Below are 17,400 nucleotides of genomic sequence, written 5' to 3'. Positions count from 1 at the left end.
TCTTCAATCCTTTTTTTATTTTTTTTGATTTAGATGATTCATAATATTAAATTCAGGGCTTTCGTTTATGAAGATGAAAGCGTTGATGAGATTTCTCAAGCTATTTTAAACATTTTGCCTGAAGCTGAAATCGAAGCCGAGGAAGCTGAGGGATTACTTGAAGATAAGATCATAATCTTATCAGGTGTTGTATCCAAGAAAAGATACACAAAGACTTTTTTTAACACTCTCCTTGAGTGGACAGATTTGGAAAAACTCAATGATGATTTAGAGCGCAAGACCGATGAAAAGGGTAACTGGTTTTTAAGATTCGATAAAGAGGACGCTCTGGATGAAATCTGGACCATTTTGGATAAGGGCGATGCAATTCATCTCAAGATAAAGATTGCAGCATATCCTGCAAAAAAAGAGATTGCAGTTGACAAGGTCCGTGAAGCTATTTTAAACGATTAAAATGGAATTTGATCAAATCATTCAGGAATTTGAAAGATTGTCAGATGTTGATTTTGCCGAAAACATGAAAAAGTTCGGCATTCACTATGTCAGGAGTTATGGGTTGAGGCTTCCTCAGATTAGAAAAGTCGCAAAGCAGTGTGGTAAAAACCATGATTTGGCATTGAAACTTTGGAATCAGGGATATCATGAGACTTACCTCTTGGCAACATTAGTGGAGGAGAGCGAAAAGGTCGATTCCGAGCAATTGGATGATTGGGTCAATACATTCTATTCATGGGATTTGGTTGACCAGGCATGCATTAACCTGTTAAGATTCATCCCCGAAGCTCGTGAAAACATTTTCATCTGGTGTGATTCGGATGAGGAATTTGTCAAAAGGACAGCATTCAGCCTGGTAGCTGTTTTGGCAGTTCATGAAAAGGAATCCGATTTTGAAATGTATTTTGATATTCTAAAGGAAGGCTCTAAGGACAACCGAAATTTCGTTAAGAAATCGGTCAACTGGGCGATAAGGCAAATCGGAAAGATTGACTTGGAAAACAACAGAAAAGCCTTGAACCTTGCTTATGAAATACTGGAAATGGACAATAAGGCAAGCAAATGGGTTGCACGTGGTGCAATCAGGGAACTTGAAAGCGAAAAGGTCCAGTCAAAGTTTAAGTAAACTTTATTTTATTGTTTTTCCAATATACTATCAAGGTGGTTAAATGGAAAAGCAAAGCTATTATCTGATAATATTGTTGGTTGCCTTTGTAATCTGCATGGGAGTGTTCTGGTTCCAGTTCAACAATGATGTGGCCACTTTCATAATGATAAACGAGACTGAAGTGGCTGAAAACGGCTCATTTTCAGGAATGCTGGTTGACGCTTACGGAATGGGTGTTGCAAACCAGACAATAACATTCCACAAGCCAGGTCATGAAATGGGAACCCTTGTAGATGTCACCACGGATGAGAATGGTGAATTCACAATTGAAAATGCCCAATATCTTCCTGATGCAGGAAAGGACAATTACTATGGTGATTTTACATTTGCAGGCCATGACAAGTACCAGGGATGCACATTTGAAGGAAATGTATCAGTAGTTCCGAATTAATCCTTGAGATTAATGATAATTTTTTTAAATTATAAAAATCAATGATTAATCATGAAAGGGATTTTTAAGTTCATTGAAAAATATTTTTTCATAATTATTTTGCTGGCCGTTGCGGTTTCTTTAGTTTATCCTAACTCTTTTCAATGGGTATTGAGTAATTATAATGGAATAAATGTATTGAACTTGCTTTTAAGCATTGTTCTTTTTACAATGGGAACCACTTTGAAGGCCGATGACTTCGTCAATGTATTTAGAAATCCAAAGGAAATCGGTGTTGGTATTTCAGCACAGTATATTGTAATGCCCATTATCGCATTTGCCCTAGCAAGGGTCTTTTCTTTAAGTGATGCATTGACAGTCGGGCTTATTTTGGTTGGAACTGTTCCTGGAGGAACCGCTTCTGATGTAATCACATTTCTTTCAAAGGGGGATGTAGCATTGTCAGTTTCCCTGACTGCGGTGTCCACTGTGATTTCGCCGGTTTTGACTCCAATAATCACATTAATCCTAATAGGAAACCAAATCCATTTCAGTCCGGTTGACATGTTCATTTCCATCCTTGAAATCGTGATTATTCCTATTGCTTTAGGTTTGATATTGAATTATAAATTCCCTGATTTCTGTGAAAGGCTAAAGGATTATCTGCCTGCCATATCATCAATTGTGATATGTCTGATTGTTGCAGGAGTAATCGGTGCCAACAAGCAGGCCATCATTACATCTTCAGCAATAATAATTCTTGTCATCATTCTGCAATATTTCATTGCAATGATGCTTGGATTTGGAGTCGGCTATCTGGCGGGAATGGGTAAAAAGCAAATCATAACAGTGGCAATTGAGTTGGCTTTTCAAAATTCAGGATTGTCTACAGGTCTTGCAAAGACTCACTTTCCGAGCCTGTCCCAGGCAACTGTTCCAGGAGCTCTCTATTCCGTTTGGCAGAATTTTGCAGGATCACTTCTTGCATATGTATTCAGAAAATATGTATGAATAACTTGAGTATTTTAATTTTACATTAAATGTGGTCAAACAATATATATTCCAGTTTAACATTTAATTCATTTTCTAAAAAGGTTAAAGTTAATGAGATTGCGCTTGCATCAAATTAAAGGGATGAATGCATTAATTGATTATATTGATCGTTTATCATTGGAAACTTATGATGAAAAACAGGATGATTTTCTTATTAATTCGAAAATCATGATTTTTTAGGATTCAATTTTGTAAATGCCACGGAAAGTCCGACAACAATAATTGTGATGATTGCATATATGATTATTTCGAATGCGCTTTCATTATGGAATAAGTCCACAACTCCAAATGCCCAGATAATAATTAAAAGGATAGGCAATAGATATTTTAGTGTAAACACCCATATTTTTCCGACCTTAAATGTTGAAAATTCATTCAATACTGGAATGACCTTTTCAACTCCATAGAACCATCCAAATATTATTGCCTGAATGCCTATAAGAATCAGTATTCCGAAATTGTTTACAAACCTGTCCACGACTCCTACCAGATAACTGCTGGAGCCTGTTGAAAAGATAACTGTACCGATACATGCAACAATCGTAAGGATTGTAACTCCTTTTTTTCTGCTCCATCCGAATTTATTGCACAAAGATGAAAGCAATGGTTCAAATAGTGCAAAGGCAGAGGTAAATCCTGCAAACAATATTGATATGAACAGTAATGGAGCAATGACATGTCCCATTCCTCCCATTGTATTGAATATCTGTGGGAATATGATGAATATTAATCCGGTTCCTTCGCTAATCAGATTCTGTATTGGTATTGAAGAGGTCATTGACATATATCCGAGTATTGAAAATACCCCAAAGGCTATGAAAATCTCATATAATGAGTTTATAATGACGACAATCAACACTTCATCAGTCAATTTAGAATTTTTAGGCAGATAGCTTGCATATGTATATACCATTGCCTGGCCTATGCTTAAGGAAAATATGGTCTGCCCGAACGCCGCAAGCCAGACATGTATGTCGTAAAGTGCCGACCAATCAGGTGTGAGCAGTATGCTTATTCCATAATGAAATCCCGGAAGGGTAAATGCATAAATAAAAATAAAGACCATTATGGTGAACAGTAATGGAATTAAAATGGTGGATAATTTACCGATTCCCTTATCCACGTCTTTGATGGATATTGCCCAAAATACTGCCCATAATATTAATGTACAAATCAAGGTAGGCACTATTATTGTTGTGGATGATGATAGGTTTGAACTTCCTCCCACATAGTTTGTAAAGAATGACGCAGGGTCGTTTCCCCATCCGAAATTGAAACTGTTTAACAGATATGCCAGGTCCCAACCTATTATGACCATATAGTAGATTACAACGATGAACACCAACAGGACCAGCATCCAGGCGATGATTTCAAATCCCGGACGAATGCTGTGCATCAGATTGGAAAAGCTTTTCTTGAAACTGAATCCCAACCCGTATTCAAGAATTAAAAAAGGAACTCCCATGACTAAGATTGCAATAACATAAGGTATGAAAAAGGAGCCCCCTCCATTGGAATACAGCACGTAACTGAACCGCCAGATATTGCCTATTCCGATGGTCAGGCCTATCATGGCCAATATAAATGTTAATGTTGAATTCCATTGGGAAGTTTTGTTCATTTTTTCATCTTTGTTACTTTTATTTTATAGTCAGATAATGTATTTCTTTTAAAAATATTGTATAATTTAACATTTATTTAATGGATTATTTATAATTATGCGAAGGAATATTTATTCGATGATGTAAAAATTCATTACATTATTTTTTTTAAGAGAAACATTAATTGATGGTTGATAATAAATACTATTTTTATATATTTTGAACAAATAGTATAATAATTATAAATTATTGTCATTTAGGAGGGAATTTTATTAAATCAAAACTAATCCTTGCTGTATTAATTGTGGCTTTTTTAATAAGTTTGCCTTGTGTAACTGCAGTGGCAGACAATCAGACCGATTTTGAGCCACAGGTTTACGGCGTCATGGAAGAGGAAACTTTAACGGATGAAAATACTGATTTGGGGAATTTCACTGATTTGGGTGAGTTAATCTCTCAGTCTGAAAACGAATTGACACTGGATAAAAATTATAAATTCAATTCATCAACCGATAAGGATTTTGATGGGTTTACAATTTCCAAGGATAATTATGTGGTTGACGGGCAAGGCCATACCATAGACGCTTCAGGTCAGGTGAAAATATTCATTTTTACAGGATCAAACGTTACCCTTAAAAATATGAATTTAATAAATGCAAATGGAACTGATGGGTCAGCAGCATGGTTTGCCTCTTTAAAAATGATTGATAACTGTAATTTCATTAATAATAGCGCTTCAAATTCAGGCGGTGCAATTTATATAGATAATTCAGTTTCTAATTGTAAAATCAACTCCACATTCATAAATAACAGCGCAAAGAATGGGGGAGCAATATACTTTAATGGCCAAACTACCAATATTACAATAAACGGCTATTTTGAGAGTAATGTGGCTGAAAGGGGTGCCGGAGCAATATATCTCAAGGGAAAATCTTCAAACAGCACTTTTGCCTCCGAGTTTTATTATAATCATGCTAAAGCTGCAAGTGGAGGAGCAATATTTTTCATTAATCAGGCAGATAATGACCGATTTGAAAGCATTTTCAGATACAATAGGGCCGCTTATGGTGGAGGAATCTTTTTTTACAACAAAGCAAACAACAATAAATTCAACTGTGATTTCAGATTCAATGTAGCGGATTCCTGCGGTGGAGCAATGTTTTTCCACAATACCACAGATAACAATAATTTCACAGGTTATTTCATCAACAACACCGCTTTGGGAAAAATTGATGATGCAAATGGAAACGGAGGTGCAATAACCTTTAAGGACACTTCAAGCAATAGCGTATTCATCTGTGATTTCATCAATAATACTGCCGCCCTGTATGGTGGAGGAGTAAATTACAGGCAAACTCCACACAATATAACATTTAACAGTAATTTCATTAACAATGGAGCTGAATACGGTGGAGGAGTCAATTTCTTTGAAAGCTTTGAAGGAGTGGTATTTAATGGTGAATTCAATGGCAATTCAGCTGAGAATGGTGGTGCTATACGTGCTAAGGAAGGAACCATTGAACAGGTCTCATTTAAAAATAATCATGCGAAATCAGGTGGATCAATCTATTTTGAAAAAAAAGGAGATGTTATCAACTCAAATTTCACAAACAATTCTGCAGATGGTGCTGATGATAGTGATGGCGGAGCAATTAACATTTATGGTAATGGAACTGTAATTGGCTGTGAGTTTTCAAACAATTCTGCTAGCTATTATGGCGGTGCGGTTTACATTTGGGGTGATGGAACAATCAAAGATTCTATCTTCAACAGCAGTGAAGCGCAAAGCGGAGGATCATTATATGTTCATGGTGCATTTGAAATGGAGAATTGTAATTTCACAAATAACCATGCAAGAACAGGTGGAGCAATTGAATCTTGGAAAAACGGAATAATTGAAAAATCTAACTTCAACAATAATGTGGCAACATTCGGTGGAGGAGCAATTTACTCCAATAATGATATAAAAATAAGCGATTGTAATTTCACTGCCAATTCCGCAAAAGAGAATACTGGCGGTGCAGTCTACGTTTATGGCTTCGGTGAATTTAGTCGCAGTAACTTCATTGACAACAACGCTTCAAGCTATGGAGGAGCAATCTACTTTAATAATAATGGAACAATAGATCAGTCTACCTTCACAAACAATCGTGCTAATGATGGTGGAGCGATTTTAACTCATGGAAACATTACAATCAGCAACTCCAAATTCGCAGATAATGTTGCAACTAGAGGAACAAATCATGTATCCTTAAAAGATAGTGCAGCACTCACATTAATTAATGTTGTTCCGGAAGATTTAGGACCAACCTATGTTGGGAAATTGAGAAATCTCAACGTTTCCAACGTTATCGTTGGTGAAACTGTAAAGATTTCTTCAAATGTTTATGATGAAAATAATTTCCCATTAAATAATGGAACACTATCAGTTACCATCAACGGCACAACATATTCTGCCAATGTATCCAATGGAACCGCAACTATAGAAATTCCAAATCTTAATGCCGGAAAATATAATGTTGATGTGAAATATATGGGAAACAAACGTGTTGCAATTTCATCAGTTGCATTCACTGTATTTAATAAAGCAATCATTTCCGCTAATGATAAGGCATACATAATTAACTACGGCGGAAAATACTCAATGATCCTTAAAGATTTAAACGGCAAATTAGTCGTTGGCGAAAAAATAACATTTAAATTAAACGGCAAAGTTATCGGATCCGCTGTCACAAATGCCAATGGTGTTGCAACCATTTCAGTGACTGCAAAAATATTAAAATCAGCCAAAGCAGGTAAAAAGAATATGGTCATAACACTGACTAGTGACAGCTACAATGCAGCCGCCAAAACCGTAAAAATAACAATCAACAAGGAAAAAACAAAAATAGTCGCCAAAAACAAAAAGTTCAAAAAATCCAAAAAGATTAAAAAATACACAATTTCCCTGAAAAACAGCAAAGGCAAAGCGGTTAAAAAAGTAAAAGTCACCCTTAAAGTTAAAGGCAAAACCTACAAGGCAAAAACAAATGCCAAAGGTAAAGCAACCTTTAAAATCAAAAAATTGACCAAAAAAGGCAAACACATAGCCACCATCAAATTTAAGGGCAATGCTTACTACCTTAAAAGCTCTAAAAAAGTAAAAATAACAGTCAAGTAGATGCCAAGCGCATCTTCTTCTTTTTTTTTTTAAATGCAAACCGATGGTGGAATTGTGCAAATATTGTTATTCAGATAAAAAAATAAAAAAAAGTTTGCAAGAAAAACTTTCAATAATATGTTCATTCTTATTTGTTCATTTTCATGAATGAGCCTATGATTTCTTCGAAGCCTTTTCCTTCTGATGCACCATCAAATACGTTTTTGATCATGCTAAACATATCGTGTTTTTCATCTTCAGGAGCTTCAATAGGTGCTGAACTGTCAATAGCTAAAGCAATGTCTTCTGCTTTTACAGTTTTTCTTTTTGCATATTTTGCATAAACGATTGCTCTTTTGGAGAGTTCTTCCATGTACTCTTCGATGTGTTCAGTTAATGCATCTACTGCATCAGCACTTACTCTTTCAGCACCAGCTTCTTGGATAGTCCTTTTTACAGGAGCTTTAGGAATTGCCATATTTTTCACCTCCTTTATATAATTATGTTCATAATGTGATATTAAAACTTTTCCTATAATAAACAAAATTATTTAATGAAATGGGGATATTCTTGCACATTATATATTAAATATTAGGAAAATGAGACCAATGTTTATCTAACTGGTTGTTGTATAAGATTAAATTTTGACATTAACCATTCATTAATAAATTTAATTAATATATATGACTTGATTTTTTAACAAATCAATTTAAATCTTATTCATTTCAATGTTTCAATCACGCTTTTTATCCACCTTTTTTGATTCAGATATGATTGCTAAATTGAAACTCTTACAGTTTCGATGATAATAAATATCTTACAGCCAAAAGAGAAAGTTATCAGTTGGAAAAATCATTCATAATCTTCACAAAAGCTTCCAAAGGATAAGGAATGTCCTAAACGACAATAATATTCAGTATACCCTTCACTATCGAAATCCCCAACTAGTCCTCCGCAGCTATCTAAAAATTCTTCGTAGCAATGTCTGCAGTTCAAGTTACAATGGCCCCCACGAACTGTTTTAGTCTTTTCTGTTTTTTTGCGGTTAATTTCTTTTGGGATTTTAGCTTTTTCTTTAGTTGTTTTTACCCTACTTTTTTCCATATTTTCCTGAACTGATTTTAATAAAGTTTTTTTCTGTTTTATGTCAGACCGGTCTATTTTTGCTCCACAGTTCATGCAAAACTTATCCTCTTTTCCTATTTTTGCTCCACAGTTTATGCAAAATTTATCCTCATTTTTTAATTTTGTTCCGCAGCTTGTGCAAAAGTTATCATCCTTTCTTATTTTAGCTCCACAGTTAGTGCAAAAATTGGCCATATTACACACTTCTCAAATTAGTCTTCTTAAACAAATTTCAGTTAAAAAAATTATTTATATTTTTTGTGATGTGGTTGAAATAAAAAAAAGAAAAAATAAATGATATAATCATTTAATATTCGTAGAACCCTTTACCTGCATTGATACCGGTTTCTCCAGCATCTATTTTTTCCTTAAGCTTTAGGGCAATTTTGCCTTGGGTGGTCTCAGGGTCTTTGGACCTAGGATCCATAATAATAATGTTATATGCAGTAACGAGACCTACAATGTCTAAAATTTGGAATGGTCCATTTGGTGAACCTGTAGCAAGTCTCCAGGTCAAATCAATTGTTTCAGGTTCTGCAACTTCCTCGGCCCATAATGCTTGTCCTGCGGATAGGAACGGAACGAGCAATGAATTAAGCACGTATCCAGGCTGCTCTTTCAAGACTTTAATTGGAACCATGTTGATGTCTTCTGCAAACTGGACAATGGCATCAAAGTATTCCTGTTCAGTTCCAGGATGAGGCATGACTTCTGCAGTGTTTTGGGCCCATATGTTATTTGCAAAGTGGAATGCAAGATACTTCTCAGGCCTTCCTGTGTGTTCTGCAAATTGGCTTGGAAGTAAAGTGGATGAGTTTGTCACAACAATTGTTTTTTCCGGAAGATACTTTGCCAGCTCCTCATAAAATGGGATTTTCTGATTAGGGTCTTCTGCGATTGCTTCAATTACAAGGTCTGCATCCTCTGCTGCTTCCTCATAACTTGTTGTTAATGTCAGACTGTCAAATGCTTTTTGAGCTTGCTCTTTTAAAGAGTCTATCTCTTCATTGCTTAGGTCAGTTTTTTTGCTGAATCCTCTGCAGTATGCGGTTTTGTCGGTTTTCATCTGTTCAAGTGTGCCTAAATAGATGTTCAATAATCTTTCAAATTTAGGTTTGGCTCTTTCAATTGAACCTTCACTTCTTAACCAAACTGTCACATCGAATCCGCAGAATGCAGATTGATAAGCAATCTGACTGCCTAATACGCCTCCGCCAGCTACTACTACTTTTTTAATATCCATTTGAATCACCATGTTAAATGTATGAATTATATTCTATCAAAAAATTAAAAAAACTAAATATAATCCGTTATTTACTATTATAAATATTTAAAATATTTAAAATTTTTTAAATTATCCATACTTTTGAATATTTAAAGGAGATTTGGCAAATGGTGCTGCGCAAATGCAGGGGATGTTAACCTAAAAGTTGCCTGATATTGAAATGTTATTCTGACTTTGTCAATTGTTTTTTTCAAAACAAAAAATATATAAATTCACTAATTTAATATTAATTTAGAGAATTTGTATTTAATTAGGAATTTACTTAAAATACATTTATTCAAACATTTGAATATTCTCATAGTCCCGTAGGGTAGCGGCAATCCTTTTGGGCCCTGGACCCAAAGACAGCGGTTCGACTCCGCTCGGGACTACTTTTTTTAGAATTCATGATAATTAAATATTTTCATCTATAATCTGATTTTCTTGAAATCCAAATCCATAACATGTTTCATAAATCATGATTCGTATTGTCTGTGAAAATAATTTTCAACCGAAGTTTTAAATAATATTAAAATCAAATCAATAGTTATCTTTCCTAATGAAAGAGTTATCTTATGAAAGTATATGGGGTTAACATGAAAAATGAAAATTTAATAATTTATATTATGATGTTCGGTACATTTGGGGTATTGAGTACCGAAATGGGAGTAGTGGGCATTTTGCCTCAAATTGCGCAATATTTTAATGTAGACATCACACAGGCAGGTTTATTCGTGAGCTTGTTTGCATTAACAATTGCAATATGTGGAATATTCATGCCACTTGTATTCTCAAAATTTGACAGAAAAAAAAGTTTCATTTTGGTTTTAGGTGTTTTTACAATATTTTCAACAATTGGAGCATTTGTAAGTGATTTTAATATTGCATTGATCTGCAGAATAATTCCTGCAATTTTCCATCCGATTTATTGCGGATTGGCATTGACGGTTGCCGCAGAAATAGTGAAACCCGAAAAGGCGCAGGATGCGGTAAGTAAGGTAATTATGGGAGTGTCAGCGGGGATGATTGTCGGAGTTCCGATAACAACATTTGTTGCAACAAACTTCGGATATCAATTTTCAATGCTGTGGTTCAGTCTCGTTACATTCCTTGCATTGATCGCTACAATAATCTTTTTCCCAAGCCTGCCAGGTAAAGAACAATCCTATGGAGACCAAATTAAAGTAGCAACAACAGGAATATTTATAATATCTGTTTTAGGGGTCATATTCTTAAATGGAGGCATGTATACTGCATATTCATACATTTCAGAATTCCTGAATTCATTAACTAACATATTCGGAACCGAATTAAGCATTATACTGTTTATATATGGGGTTGCATCAATTGTCGGAAACTGGCTTGGAGCCAAATTATTAAATTCCCAAACAAGTAAAACTGTCTTGTCATTTCCAATAATCTTTTCAATATTGATGATTGGAGTATTCATACTCGGCAATGCTAAAATACCAATGATTGTCTTTATGATTCTATGGGGACTGCTTGCAGGTATTGGTAATGATATTTCACAATACTGGATGGTTTCAGCAGCACCTGATGCTCCCGAATTCGCAAATGGAATATTCTTAAGTATGGGAAATGTCGGAATCACTCTAGGAACAACAATCGCCGGAGCGGTAGTTGCGGGAATGGGCGTCCAATATGTAATGATTGCAGCTGTTGTGGTGATGATTATCGATTTAATACTGTTATCTATCAGAACATACAAATATCCAATTGAGGCATAAAAATGACATTACCTGCTCAATTCAAAAAAGAAAATTCAGAAAATATATTCATATATCACTATGTCGAAGAAATGATAGCTGATTATACAAAATATGTCAAAGAAACATTGGATGACTCTGACATTACTGTTGCTGAACTGCCGTTTCTAATAAGGATTAGATTCAGTGAAGAAACTACACAAAAAGAATTGGTGGAACTGTTTAGGGTCAGTGAAGGATATACTGCTAAACTGTTAAGGAAATTTGAAGAAAAAGGATATCTGACTCGATGCGAAGATCCGACAAACAGGCGTAAAAAAATTGTCGAATTAACTTCTCTGGGAATTGAAAAAACTGACGAGTTAATTGAATTGATTAACGGTTGGGAAATGAAAGTAACAAAAAATATGAGTGATGAAGAGGTTAAAACGCTAAAATCTTTATTATTTAAAGTAGTTGAACCGTAATGATTTTAATTTGATTTAAATCATCGATAATAACATTACTAATACTAAAATACAGTTCTTAGAGGGCTACAGAAACATTTTCATTTTCATGAAAAAAAGTAGCTATTAATTATATATAACTTAAAAATTAAATCATTAATTAATTAAAATTATTTTGAGGAGAGAGTTATATGAAAGGGCATGCGAAAGTTGTCATACTTATGTTCTCTCAACACTACTTTTTATCGAGCTCATGTTAATTAAATATTTTCATTTTTCTGCAGTAGGATGAAATTATATGACCATCAACTACTTTTATAAAAATTCGATTAGCATTAAAAAATTTAATGTAAAGATTAGATGGAGTATTTTGATTAAAATTTTCATGTTACGATATTGCAAAATTCAAATATCTAGGATTTGAATAATATCCTTTTGCCACTAACATCAATTTCAACTTTGTCACTAAGCGGAACATTGGTAGTGCCATTATAAAATTCAACATCATAATCTTCAGGTATATTTTCAATTATTTTCTTTAAAACTTCAATATTTAAAATTGCCATGAATAATAATTTATAAAAATCTGTATTTAAATCAATCTTCAAAATCTATTCCAAATCTATTCCAAACTTATTCAAGATTTGTTGTAAAACTATTGCAAATTGTTATCTTTAATTTTAAATAGCTTCTTCACAATATGATTTCCCACATTAATTATAAATTTATCAACTAACATAAGTTATTAATAACATAAGTATATGTGAATCATAGGAGGATAAACCTTGAAAGAATATCATCAAATTGGATATTTGCCAATTGCATTACAAAATGAAATTAAAAATAATGCTTCTTTTTTTGATAAATTCGATGGTAAATCATTAGATGAACAACAGAGAATTGCTTGTGTTTTGAATGACTGCGATTTAGAAATAATTGCAGGTGCGGGAACTGGTAAGACTCACACATTACTTGCTAAAGCAGCTTATTTAATTGAAAAGAAAAATGTTGCACCAGATGATATCCTATTTTTATCTTTTTCAAAATCCTGTGTGGAGGAATTAATTGAAAGACTAAACTATGATGTTCCTACAAGCACCATCCATGCTTTTGGTTTATCATTAATAGATGAATATAGGGAAAAAGAAGTATTTGACGGCTGGGGTTTTAAAAAGATTTTTGATGAGTATTTGGAGACAGCATCCGATAAACAAATCTCAGATATACAAGATTATTGTCGGGATAATCTAAATTCTGATGATATGATCAAATATATCGAGTTAGATACAGATATTGAAAAATTCAATCACTTAATTTCCAAGTCCCGTATCTCTTCAAGAATAAGAAGCTTCATAGATTTATTTAAAGGTAAAGGATATGGTGCTTCTGACTTTAAAAAGATTAAAGCTAAATGTACACATGAATTTGAAACTAGAGATGGTAACTATTATACTGATGAGAATTATTTAAGGAATATGTCTTTCATTCAGATAGTAGAACCAGTATATAGATTTTATGAAAGTTATCTTCATAGGAATCATTTAATCGACTTTAATGATATGATTAATAAAGCTATTGAATTAATTGAAACTGAAGGAATAGCTAATAATTTCAAATATATTTTTGTTGATGAATATCAGGACATGTCATATAAAAATTTCCAGTTCATTAAAACTCTCAAAGAATCTTGTAATGCTCATTTAGTTGTTGTTGGTGATGATTGGCAATCTATTTATGGTTTCAGGGATAGTGACATTAGCCTATTTAACGATTTCTGTGATTATTTCCCTGATGCAAATAGAGTATTCATTGAAAAGACATATAGGAACCCTCAAGAGTTAATTGACATTGCAGGCAATTTTATAATGAAAAATGATTCACAATTTAAAAAATCATTGAAGTCAGATACATCTATTGAAAATCCTGTAAAGATAGTTTATGATGATGATCCAGATTCAATTTATAATCTCATTAATAATTTATCAAAAGACAGTGAAAGGGTATTCATTTTAGGAAGGCATAATGGAGATATTGATGATTTTATATTTGGCACTGATTTAGTTAAAAAATCAAAAAAGGAATATAAACAAATTACAAATGATTACGGGACTATAGATAATGTTGAATACCGTACTGTTCATAAAGCAAAGGGACTTGAAGCGGATTATGTGGTTTTGATTAATGTCTTCAATCAGCAAGTTGGGTTTCCTAATAAATTGTATCCTCCATATTTCATGAACCTAATGCATGATTGGCATTATGATAAAAAATTAGATGAAGAACGTAGGTTGTTCTACGTAGCTATTACTCGTGCTAAAAAAGGAGTTTATATATTTACAAAAGATTATAAGCAATCAGAATATCTTGATGAATTAATAGATGAAAATGATTTGGAATTAATTTATGGTAACGATTTTAATCAATTCGATGAATTTAAAGGCGTTAAAGAGGAAAAGATTATGAGTTCTAATATTAACTATGATTTAGTTGATTCAACCGATTTCGATTATTCCAAAGGTATTGAAATTAAAGCTAATCAGAAAAAACATGGAAATAAGCTAATGAAAACAGAAAATTATGATGAAGCTGAAGATTTTTATAAAAAATTAATAACAAACATGTATTATTTAAATGATTATTATCCATTTAGAAAATTGGTTGAAGTATATATTGAGAAAAAAGAACATGGAAATGTTATTAATACAATTGAAGAATTTTTTAAAAGTGAGAGATATTGTAGCGGATCACAATTGATGTGGTTTAAATTTAAATATAGAAAAGCATGTAAAAAAACTGGGCGCCCTTTTTCTAAATTTGATGACTGTTTAGATTATTTCAATGAACATGGCCTTAAAAATAAGGATAAACAAAATGAACCCGTTCCAATTGCAGCCAGAATAAAAGCTGGTAAAAGAAAAGTGAAAATTATTTCTCAAGAAGATTATGATAAAAAAACTGAATATAATGAATTAAGGCTTAAACATAAATATGCTAATAAATATGAATCCCGTGAAAAGGCATTGCATTACTATGAACAATTATGGAATAGGCCAGAATTTTCAAAGAATATACTTACATATGAAGAATTATGTTCCTTGTATTATGATACACAACAATATGAAAAAGTAATAGAAACTGCAGAGGAATATTTCAATAGCAATGCTAATAAAACTGATGCAAGTATTTCTAGGTTTGATAAAATAATAGCTAAAGCTAGTAAAAAATTGGGTAAAACACCACCACAAACTCATAAGATTTCTGTTAATACAGTTAATATCCCTTCCCAGAAGAATCCAGTCAATACAAATACAATGTCCAATGATGAATTGTTATTTAAATATGCGGAGTTGTATGAAAAAGGGTTATTAACTAGGGATGAATTTGACAGAAAGAAAAAAGAATTATTATTTAATGATACTCCAATTGAACCAGATGTTTCCAGTAAATCTAATGAAAAAAATCTTGATGGGCCGGTTATCACTATGGCGGGCACTAATTTAACTAAACTATTTCGTAGAAATGTTGGAGATAGGGTTATTGTAAAATATTCCAGAGACCAAGTTATACTTGAAATAGTTGATATTGTCAATCCAAGAAATACTCGTAAAGAAACAACTAATGAAACTCTAAGTTTTACTCTTGCTAAAGAAAATTTTAATGTTTTAAGAAGTTTAAATGAAGGAGAATTAATCACTTTTAAAACTAAACGTAGATCTGGAAAAGTTGTTTTAAAAGTTGTTCATTAATATGATTGTTACAGTTTAAGTAAATAATCAATTAATTTTACAATTTTTCCTAATTTTATTTTACACTTTTTCCCATTTAATTTTTCAGACAAAAATTTATTATATATTTTATATAAATAATATAATAAATAATATAATAAAATTTGGATGAAAATATGGGACTCACAGATTATATTAAAACAAGATTATTGAATAATAGAGTTGAGCAGTACAATACTAAACGTAGCTATTGGGGAGAAGATGAAAGACAACCTAGAACCGATGGAATCAACACTGGCCTTGACCTGCCAGATGCACTTCCTCCAGTAATTAATAAGACCATAGCTAATGCACGTTATGCTGTGAAACTTGATGGTTATACTTCAGGTATTTTGAAAAATAGAATTGATAAAGCTAATGTTAATATTGTACTTGTAGATAAAGATAATAAACTATCCCAAGAGCAGAAATTAACTTTGATTTTATGGGCGAGAAAAATTGACATCAGCCAAGTTGCTAAAAATATTCTGCAAGGCGGAATGGTTGATGGTGAGGGTTTAATTAAACCTGTAGAACGTTGGGATAAAAAGATTGGCAAGTACATTAAACCTATTTTTTTAGAAATCGGCGCACATGGCTATGGATTAAAGAAAGAGTTTAATGATGATAACGAAGTGCAGCTATATCTTCATGAGATGCCTAAAGATATTGTTAATGGATCTCCTGAAGAGTTCAATAATTATGTTAGTGTTGAAGAGGGAACATTAACGGTTAAATATGAGCCAGATGAAGTTATTAACTTCATGTATAATGAAATATACTCTGAAGCTCAAAGCATTATCCTGAATTGCCTGGACGATATCTATCACAAATGCAATCTCGAAAGAAACCAGGTAGAGAGGATTAATAAGGATAATATTATTGAAGTTAAGCCTGCAATGGATGCTAACGGCCAACCTTACATTACTGAACTTTCATCCACCGCTAAAGAAAATCTTTATGCAGATTATGGTACAACTGCTGGAAGTAATGTAGCTATTGTACCTCCAGGAATCGAATCTAAAATTTTGGGAGGTAACAACTACCAGTCAGACTATACTAGACAGACTGAAATATTTAGAAATAATATTTTAAGAACTTTTGTAACTCCGCAATCTCAAGCAGGTAATGAGAAATCCAACCAGAATGTAGCTGAGTACATTAACGATTCAGCTATTACAGGATTCATTGTTAATGTAGCAAATGATCAGAAGTGGGTGTTAAAATATTGTAATGAACTATTAAATCTTCAATTAGAGTTAATGGACATTAGTGAAACTTTAGATATTTACTTCAGCTATTCCAGAGATGATGTGTTAAGATACATTATGGAACTTTCTTCTGAAGGTGATGAAATCTATAAAAACTATCTCAGTAACTTTGAAGAGGAGCAACCGGTTGGTGAGAGGATTTTAACTGATAGTGGTGTAGAAATATAATAAAGATTTATATAAAATAAGTAATAAAATATATAATAATTAATATAATAAAAATGTGATAATGATGAGACATGAACTTTTTGAAGTTGGATCATATGACTATTCCGACTTAGATGAAAGGTTAACCAAACCTGTTGAATGGACTGAAGATGATCTAAAGCTAATAGCTGAAAACTATCGTGGAGGAATTCCACTAACTTCAGAGCATGACAATATCTACGTAGGAATTGGAAATAATATTGAATATGAAGAAGGAAAGCTATTCCTTGAAGTTCCGGATGAACTGGATATGGAAGGAAAAGGCCTATCC

Annotated in this window: 15 protein-coding genes and 1 tRNA gene; 11 read left to right on the top strand and 5 right to left on the bottom strand. The window is 32.9% G+C overall.

Features of this window, described 5'->3' with window-relative positions; all coding sequences use genetic code 11:
* The first annotated feature begins 33 nt into the window (after positions 1–33).
* The 4 genes from ACJMML_RS01865 to ACJMML_RS01850 are packed head-to-tail and all read left to right on the top strand — an operon-like array spanning position 34 to position 2,543.
* Positions 34–453, top strand: coding sequence for an RNA-binding protein (locus tag ACJMML_RS01865; protein WP_405305704.1), 420 nt, complete (start codon positions 34–36; stop codon positions 451–453).
* A 1-nt stretch (position 454) separates the two neighbouring features.
* Positions 455–1,120 (top strand): DNA alkylation repair protein, encoded by a 666-nt coding sequence (locus ACJMML_RS01860; RefSeq protein WP_405305703.1) that lies wholly within the window; start codon positions 455–457, stop codon positions 1,118–1,120.
* A gap of 43 nt (positions 1,121–1,163) precedes the next feature.
* On the top strand, positions 1,164–1,553 hold the full coding sequence (locus tag ACJMML_RS01855; RefSeq protein ID WP_405305702.1) for a hypothetical protein: 390 nt from the start codon (positions 1,164–1,166) through the stop codon (positions 1,551–1,553).
* Positions 1,554–1,604: 51 nt separating this feature from the next.
* A complete protein-coding gene (locus tag ACJMML_RS01850; protein ID WP_405305701.1) occupies positions 1,605–2,543 on the top strand; it encodes a bile acid:sodium symporter family protein in 939 nt (312 codons plus the stop codon).
* Between the two features lie 208 nt (positions 2,544–2,751).
* Here the strand turns inward: ACJMML_RS01850 and ACJMML_RS01845 are convergent, their stop codons facing one another.
* Positions 2,752–4,206, bottom strand: coding sequence for a sodium-dependent transporter (locus ACJMML_RS01845; RefSeq protein ID WP_405305700.1), 1,455 nt, complete (start codon positions 4,204–4,206; stop codon positions 2,752–2,754).
* A 284-nt stretch (positions 4,207–4,490) separates the two neighbouring features.
* Here ACJMML_RS01845 and ACJMML_RS01840 point away from each other — a divergent pair, with 284 nt between their 5' ends.
* Positions 4,491–7,346, top strand: coding sequence for an Ig-like domain repeat protein (locus tag ACJMML_RS01840; RefSeq protein ID WP_405305699.1), 2,856 nt, complete (start codon positions 4,491–4,493; stop codon positions 7,344–7,346).
* Between the two features lie 127 nt (positions 7,347–7,473).
* Here ACJMML_RS01840 and ACJMML_RS01835 read toward each other — a convergent pair whose 3' ends face one another.
* The 3 genes from ACJMML_RS01835 to ACJMML_RS01825 form a co-directional block, all read right to left on the bottom strand.
* Positions 7,474–7,803, bottom strand: coding sequence for a histone family protein (locus tag ACJMML_RS01835; protein ID WP_405305698.1), 330 nt, complete (start codon positions 7,801–7,803; stop codon positions 7,474–7,476).
* Positions 7,804–8,177: 374 nt separating this feature from the next.
* Positions 8,178–8,645, bottom strand: a complete 468-nt coding sequence (locus ACJMML_RS01830) for a zinc-ribbon domain-containing protein (RefSeq protein WP_405305697.1) — start codon at positions 8,643–8,645, stop codon at positions 8,178–8,180.
* Between the two features lie 112 nt (positions 8,646–8,757).
* Positions 8,758–9,693, bottom strand: coding sequence for a 3-hydroxyacyl-CoA dehydrogenase (locus tag ACJMML_RS01825; RefSeq protein ID WP_405305696.1), 936 nt, complete (start codon positions 9,691–9,693; stop codon positions 8,758–8,760).
* 341 nt (positions 9,694–10,034) lie between these two features.
* Here ACJMML_RS01825 and ACJMML_RS01820 point away from each other — a divergent pair.
* The 3 genes from ACJMML_RS01820 to ACJMML_RS01810 all read left to right on the top strand — a co-directional run bounded on the left by ACJMML_RS01820 (position 10,035) and on the right by ACJMML_RS01810 (position 11,908).
* Positions 10,035–10,106: transfer RNA gene (locus ACJMML_RS01820), tRNA-Gln, on the top strand.
* A 204-nt stretch (positions 10,107–10,310) separates the two neighbouring features.
* Positions 10,311–11,462, top strand: coding sequence for an MFS transporter (locus ACJMML_RS01815; protein ID WP_405305695.1), 1,152 nt, complete (start codon positions 10,311–10,313; stop codon positions 11,460–11,462).
* 2 nt (positions 11,463–11,464) lie between these two features.
* Entirely contained in the window at positions 11,465–11,908 is a 444-nt protein-coding gene (locus ACJMML_RS01810) for a MarR family winged helix-turn-helix transcriptional regulator (protein WP_405305694.1), read from the top strand.
* 392 nt (positions 11,909–12,300) lie between these two features.
* On the opposite strand, the gene ACJMML_RS01805 is transcribed toward ACJMML_RS01810, so the two are convergent.
* On the bottom strand, positions 12,301–12,453 hold the full coding sequence (locus tag ACJMML_RS01805) for a hypothetical protein (protein WP_405305693.1): 153 nt from the start codon (positions 12,451–12,453) through the stop codon (positions 12,301–12,303).
* A gap of 219 nt (positions 12,454–12,672) precedes the next feature.
* Between ACJMML_RS01805 and ACJMML_RS01800 the strand changes: the two genes are divergently transcribed.
* The 3 genes from ACJMML_RS01800 to ACJMML_RS01790 form a co-directional block, all read left to right on the top strand.
* Positions 12,673–15,633, top strand: a complete 2,961-nt coding sequence (locus ACJMML_RS01800; RefSeq protein ID WP_405305692.1) for a UvrD-helicase domain-containing protein — start codon at positions 12,673–12,675, stop codon at positions 15,631–15,633.
* Between the two features lie 155 nt (positions 15,634–15,788).
* Positions 15,789–17,090 (top strand): hypothetical protein, encoded by a 1,302-nt coding sequence (locus ACJMML_RS01795; protein WP_405305691.1) that lies wholly within the window; start codon positions 15,789–15,791, stop codon positions 17,088–17,090.
* Positions 17,091–17,154: 64 nt separating this feature from the next.
* On the top strand, positions 17,155–17,400 hold a 246-nt coding region (locus ACJMML_RS01790), incomplete at its 3' end, for a hypothetical protein (RefSeq protein WP_405305690.1).

This window comes from Methanobrevibacter sp., assembly GCF_045130115.1.
Lineage (GTDB): Archaea > Methanobacteriota > Methanobacteria > Methanobacteriales > Methanobacteriaceae > Methanocatella.
This window is presented reverse-complemented; position numbering and strand designations above follow the sequence as displayed.

Bases quoted from the DNA above. Each gene is read 5' to 3' on its own strand.
- ACJMML_RS01865 (WP_405305704.1), top strand. From the start codon at position 34: ATGATTCATAATATTAAATTCAGGGCTTTCGTTTATGAAGATGAAAGC.
- ACJMML_RS01860 (WP_405305703.1), top strand. From the start codon at position 455: ATGGAATTTGATCAAATCATTCAGGAATTTGAAAGATTGTCAGATGTT.
- ACJMML_RS01855 (WP_405305702.1), top strand. From the start codon at position 1,164: ATGGAAAAGCAAAGCTATTATCTGATAATATTGTTGGTTGCCTTTGTA.
- ACJMML_RS01850 (WP_405305701.1), top strand. From the start codon at position 1,605: ATGAAAGGGATTTTTAAGTTCATTGAAAAATATTTTTTCATAATTATT.
- ACJMML_RS01845 (WP_405305700.1), bottom strand. From the start codon at position 4,206: ATGAACAAAACTTCCCAATGGAATTCAACATTAACATTTATATTGGCC.
- ACJMML_RS01835 (WP_405305698.1), bottom strand. From the start codon at position 7,803: ATGGCAATTCCTAAAGCTCCTGTAAAAAGGACTATCCAAGAAGCTGGT.
- ACJMML_RS01830 (WP_405305697.1), bottom strand. From the start codon at position 8,645: ATGGCCAATTTTTGCACTAACTGTGGAGCTAAAATAAGAAAGGATGAT.
- ACJMML_RS01825 (WP_405305696.1), bottom strand. From the start codon at position 9,693: ATGGATATTAAAAAAGTAGTAGTAGCTGGCGGAGGCGTATTAGGCAGT.
- ACJMML_RS01815 (WP_405305695.1), top strand. From the start codon at position 10,311: ATGAAAAATGAAAATTTAATAATTTATATTATGATGTTCGGTACATTT.
- ACJMML_RS01810 (WP_405305694.1), top strand. From the start codon at position 11,465: ATGACATTACCTGCTCAATTCAAAAAAGAAAATTCAGAAAATATATTC.
- ACJMML_RS01805 (WP_405305693.1), bottom strand. From the start codon at position 12,453: ATGGCAATTTTAAATATTGAAGTTTTAAAGAAAATAATTGAAAATATA.
- ACJMML_RS01795 (WP_405305691.1), top strand. From the start codon at position 15,789: ATGGGACTCACAGATTATATTAAAACAAGATTATTGAATAATAGAGTT.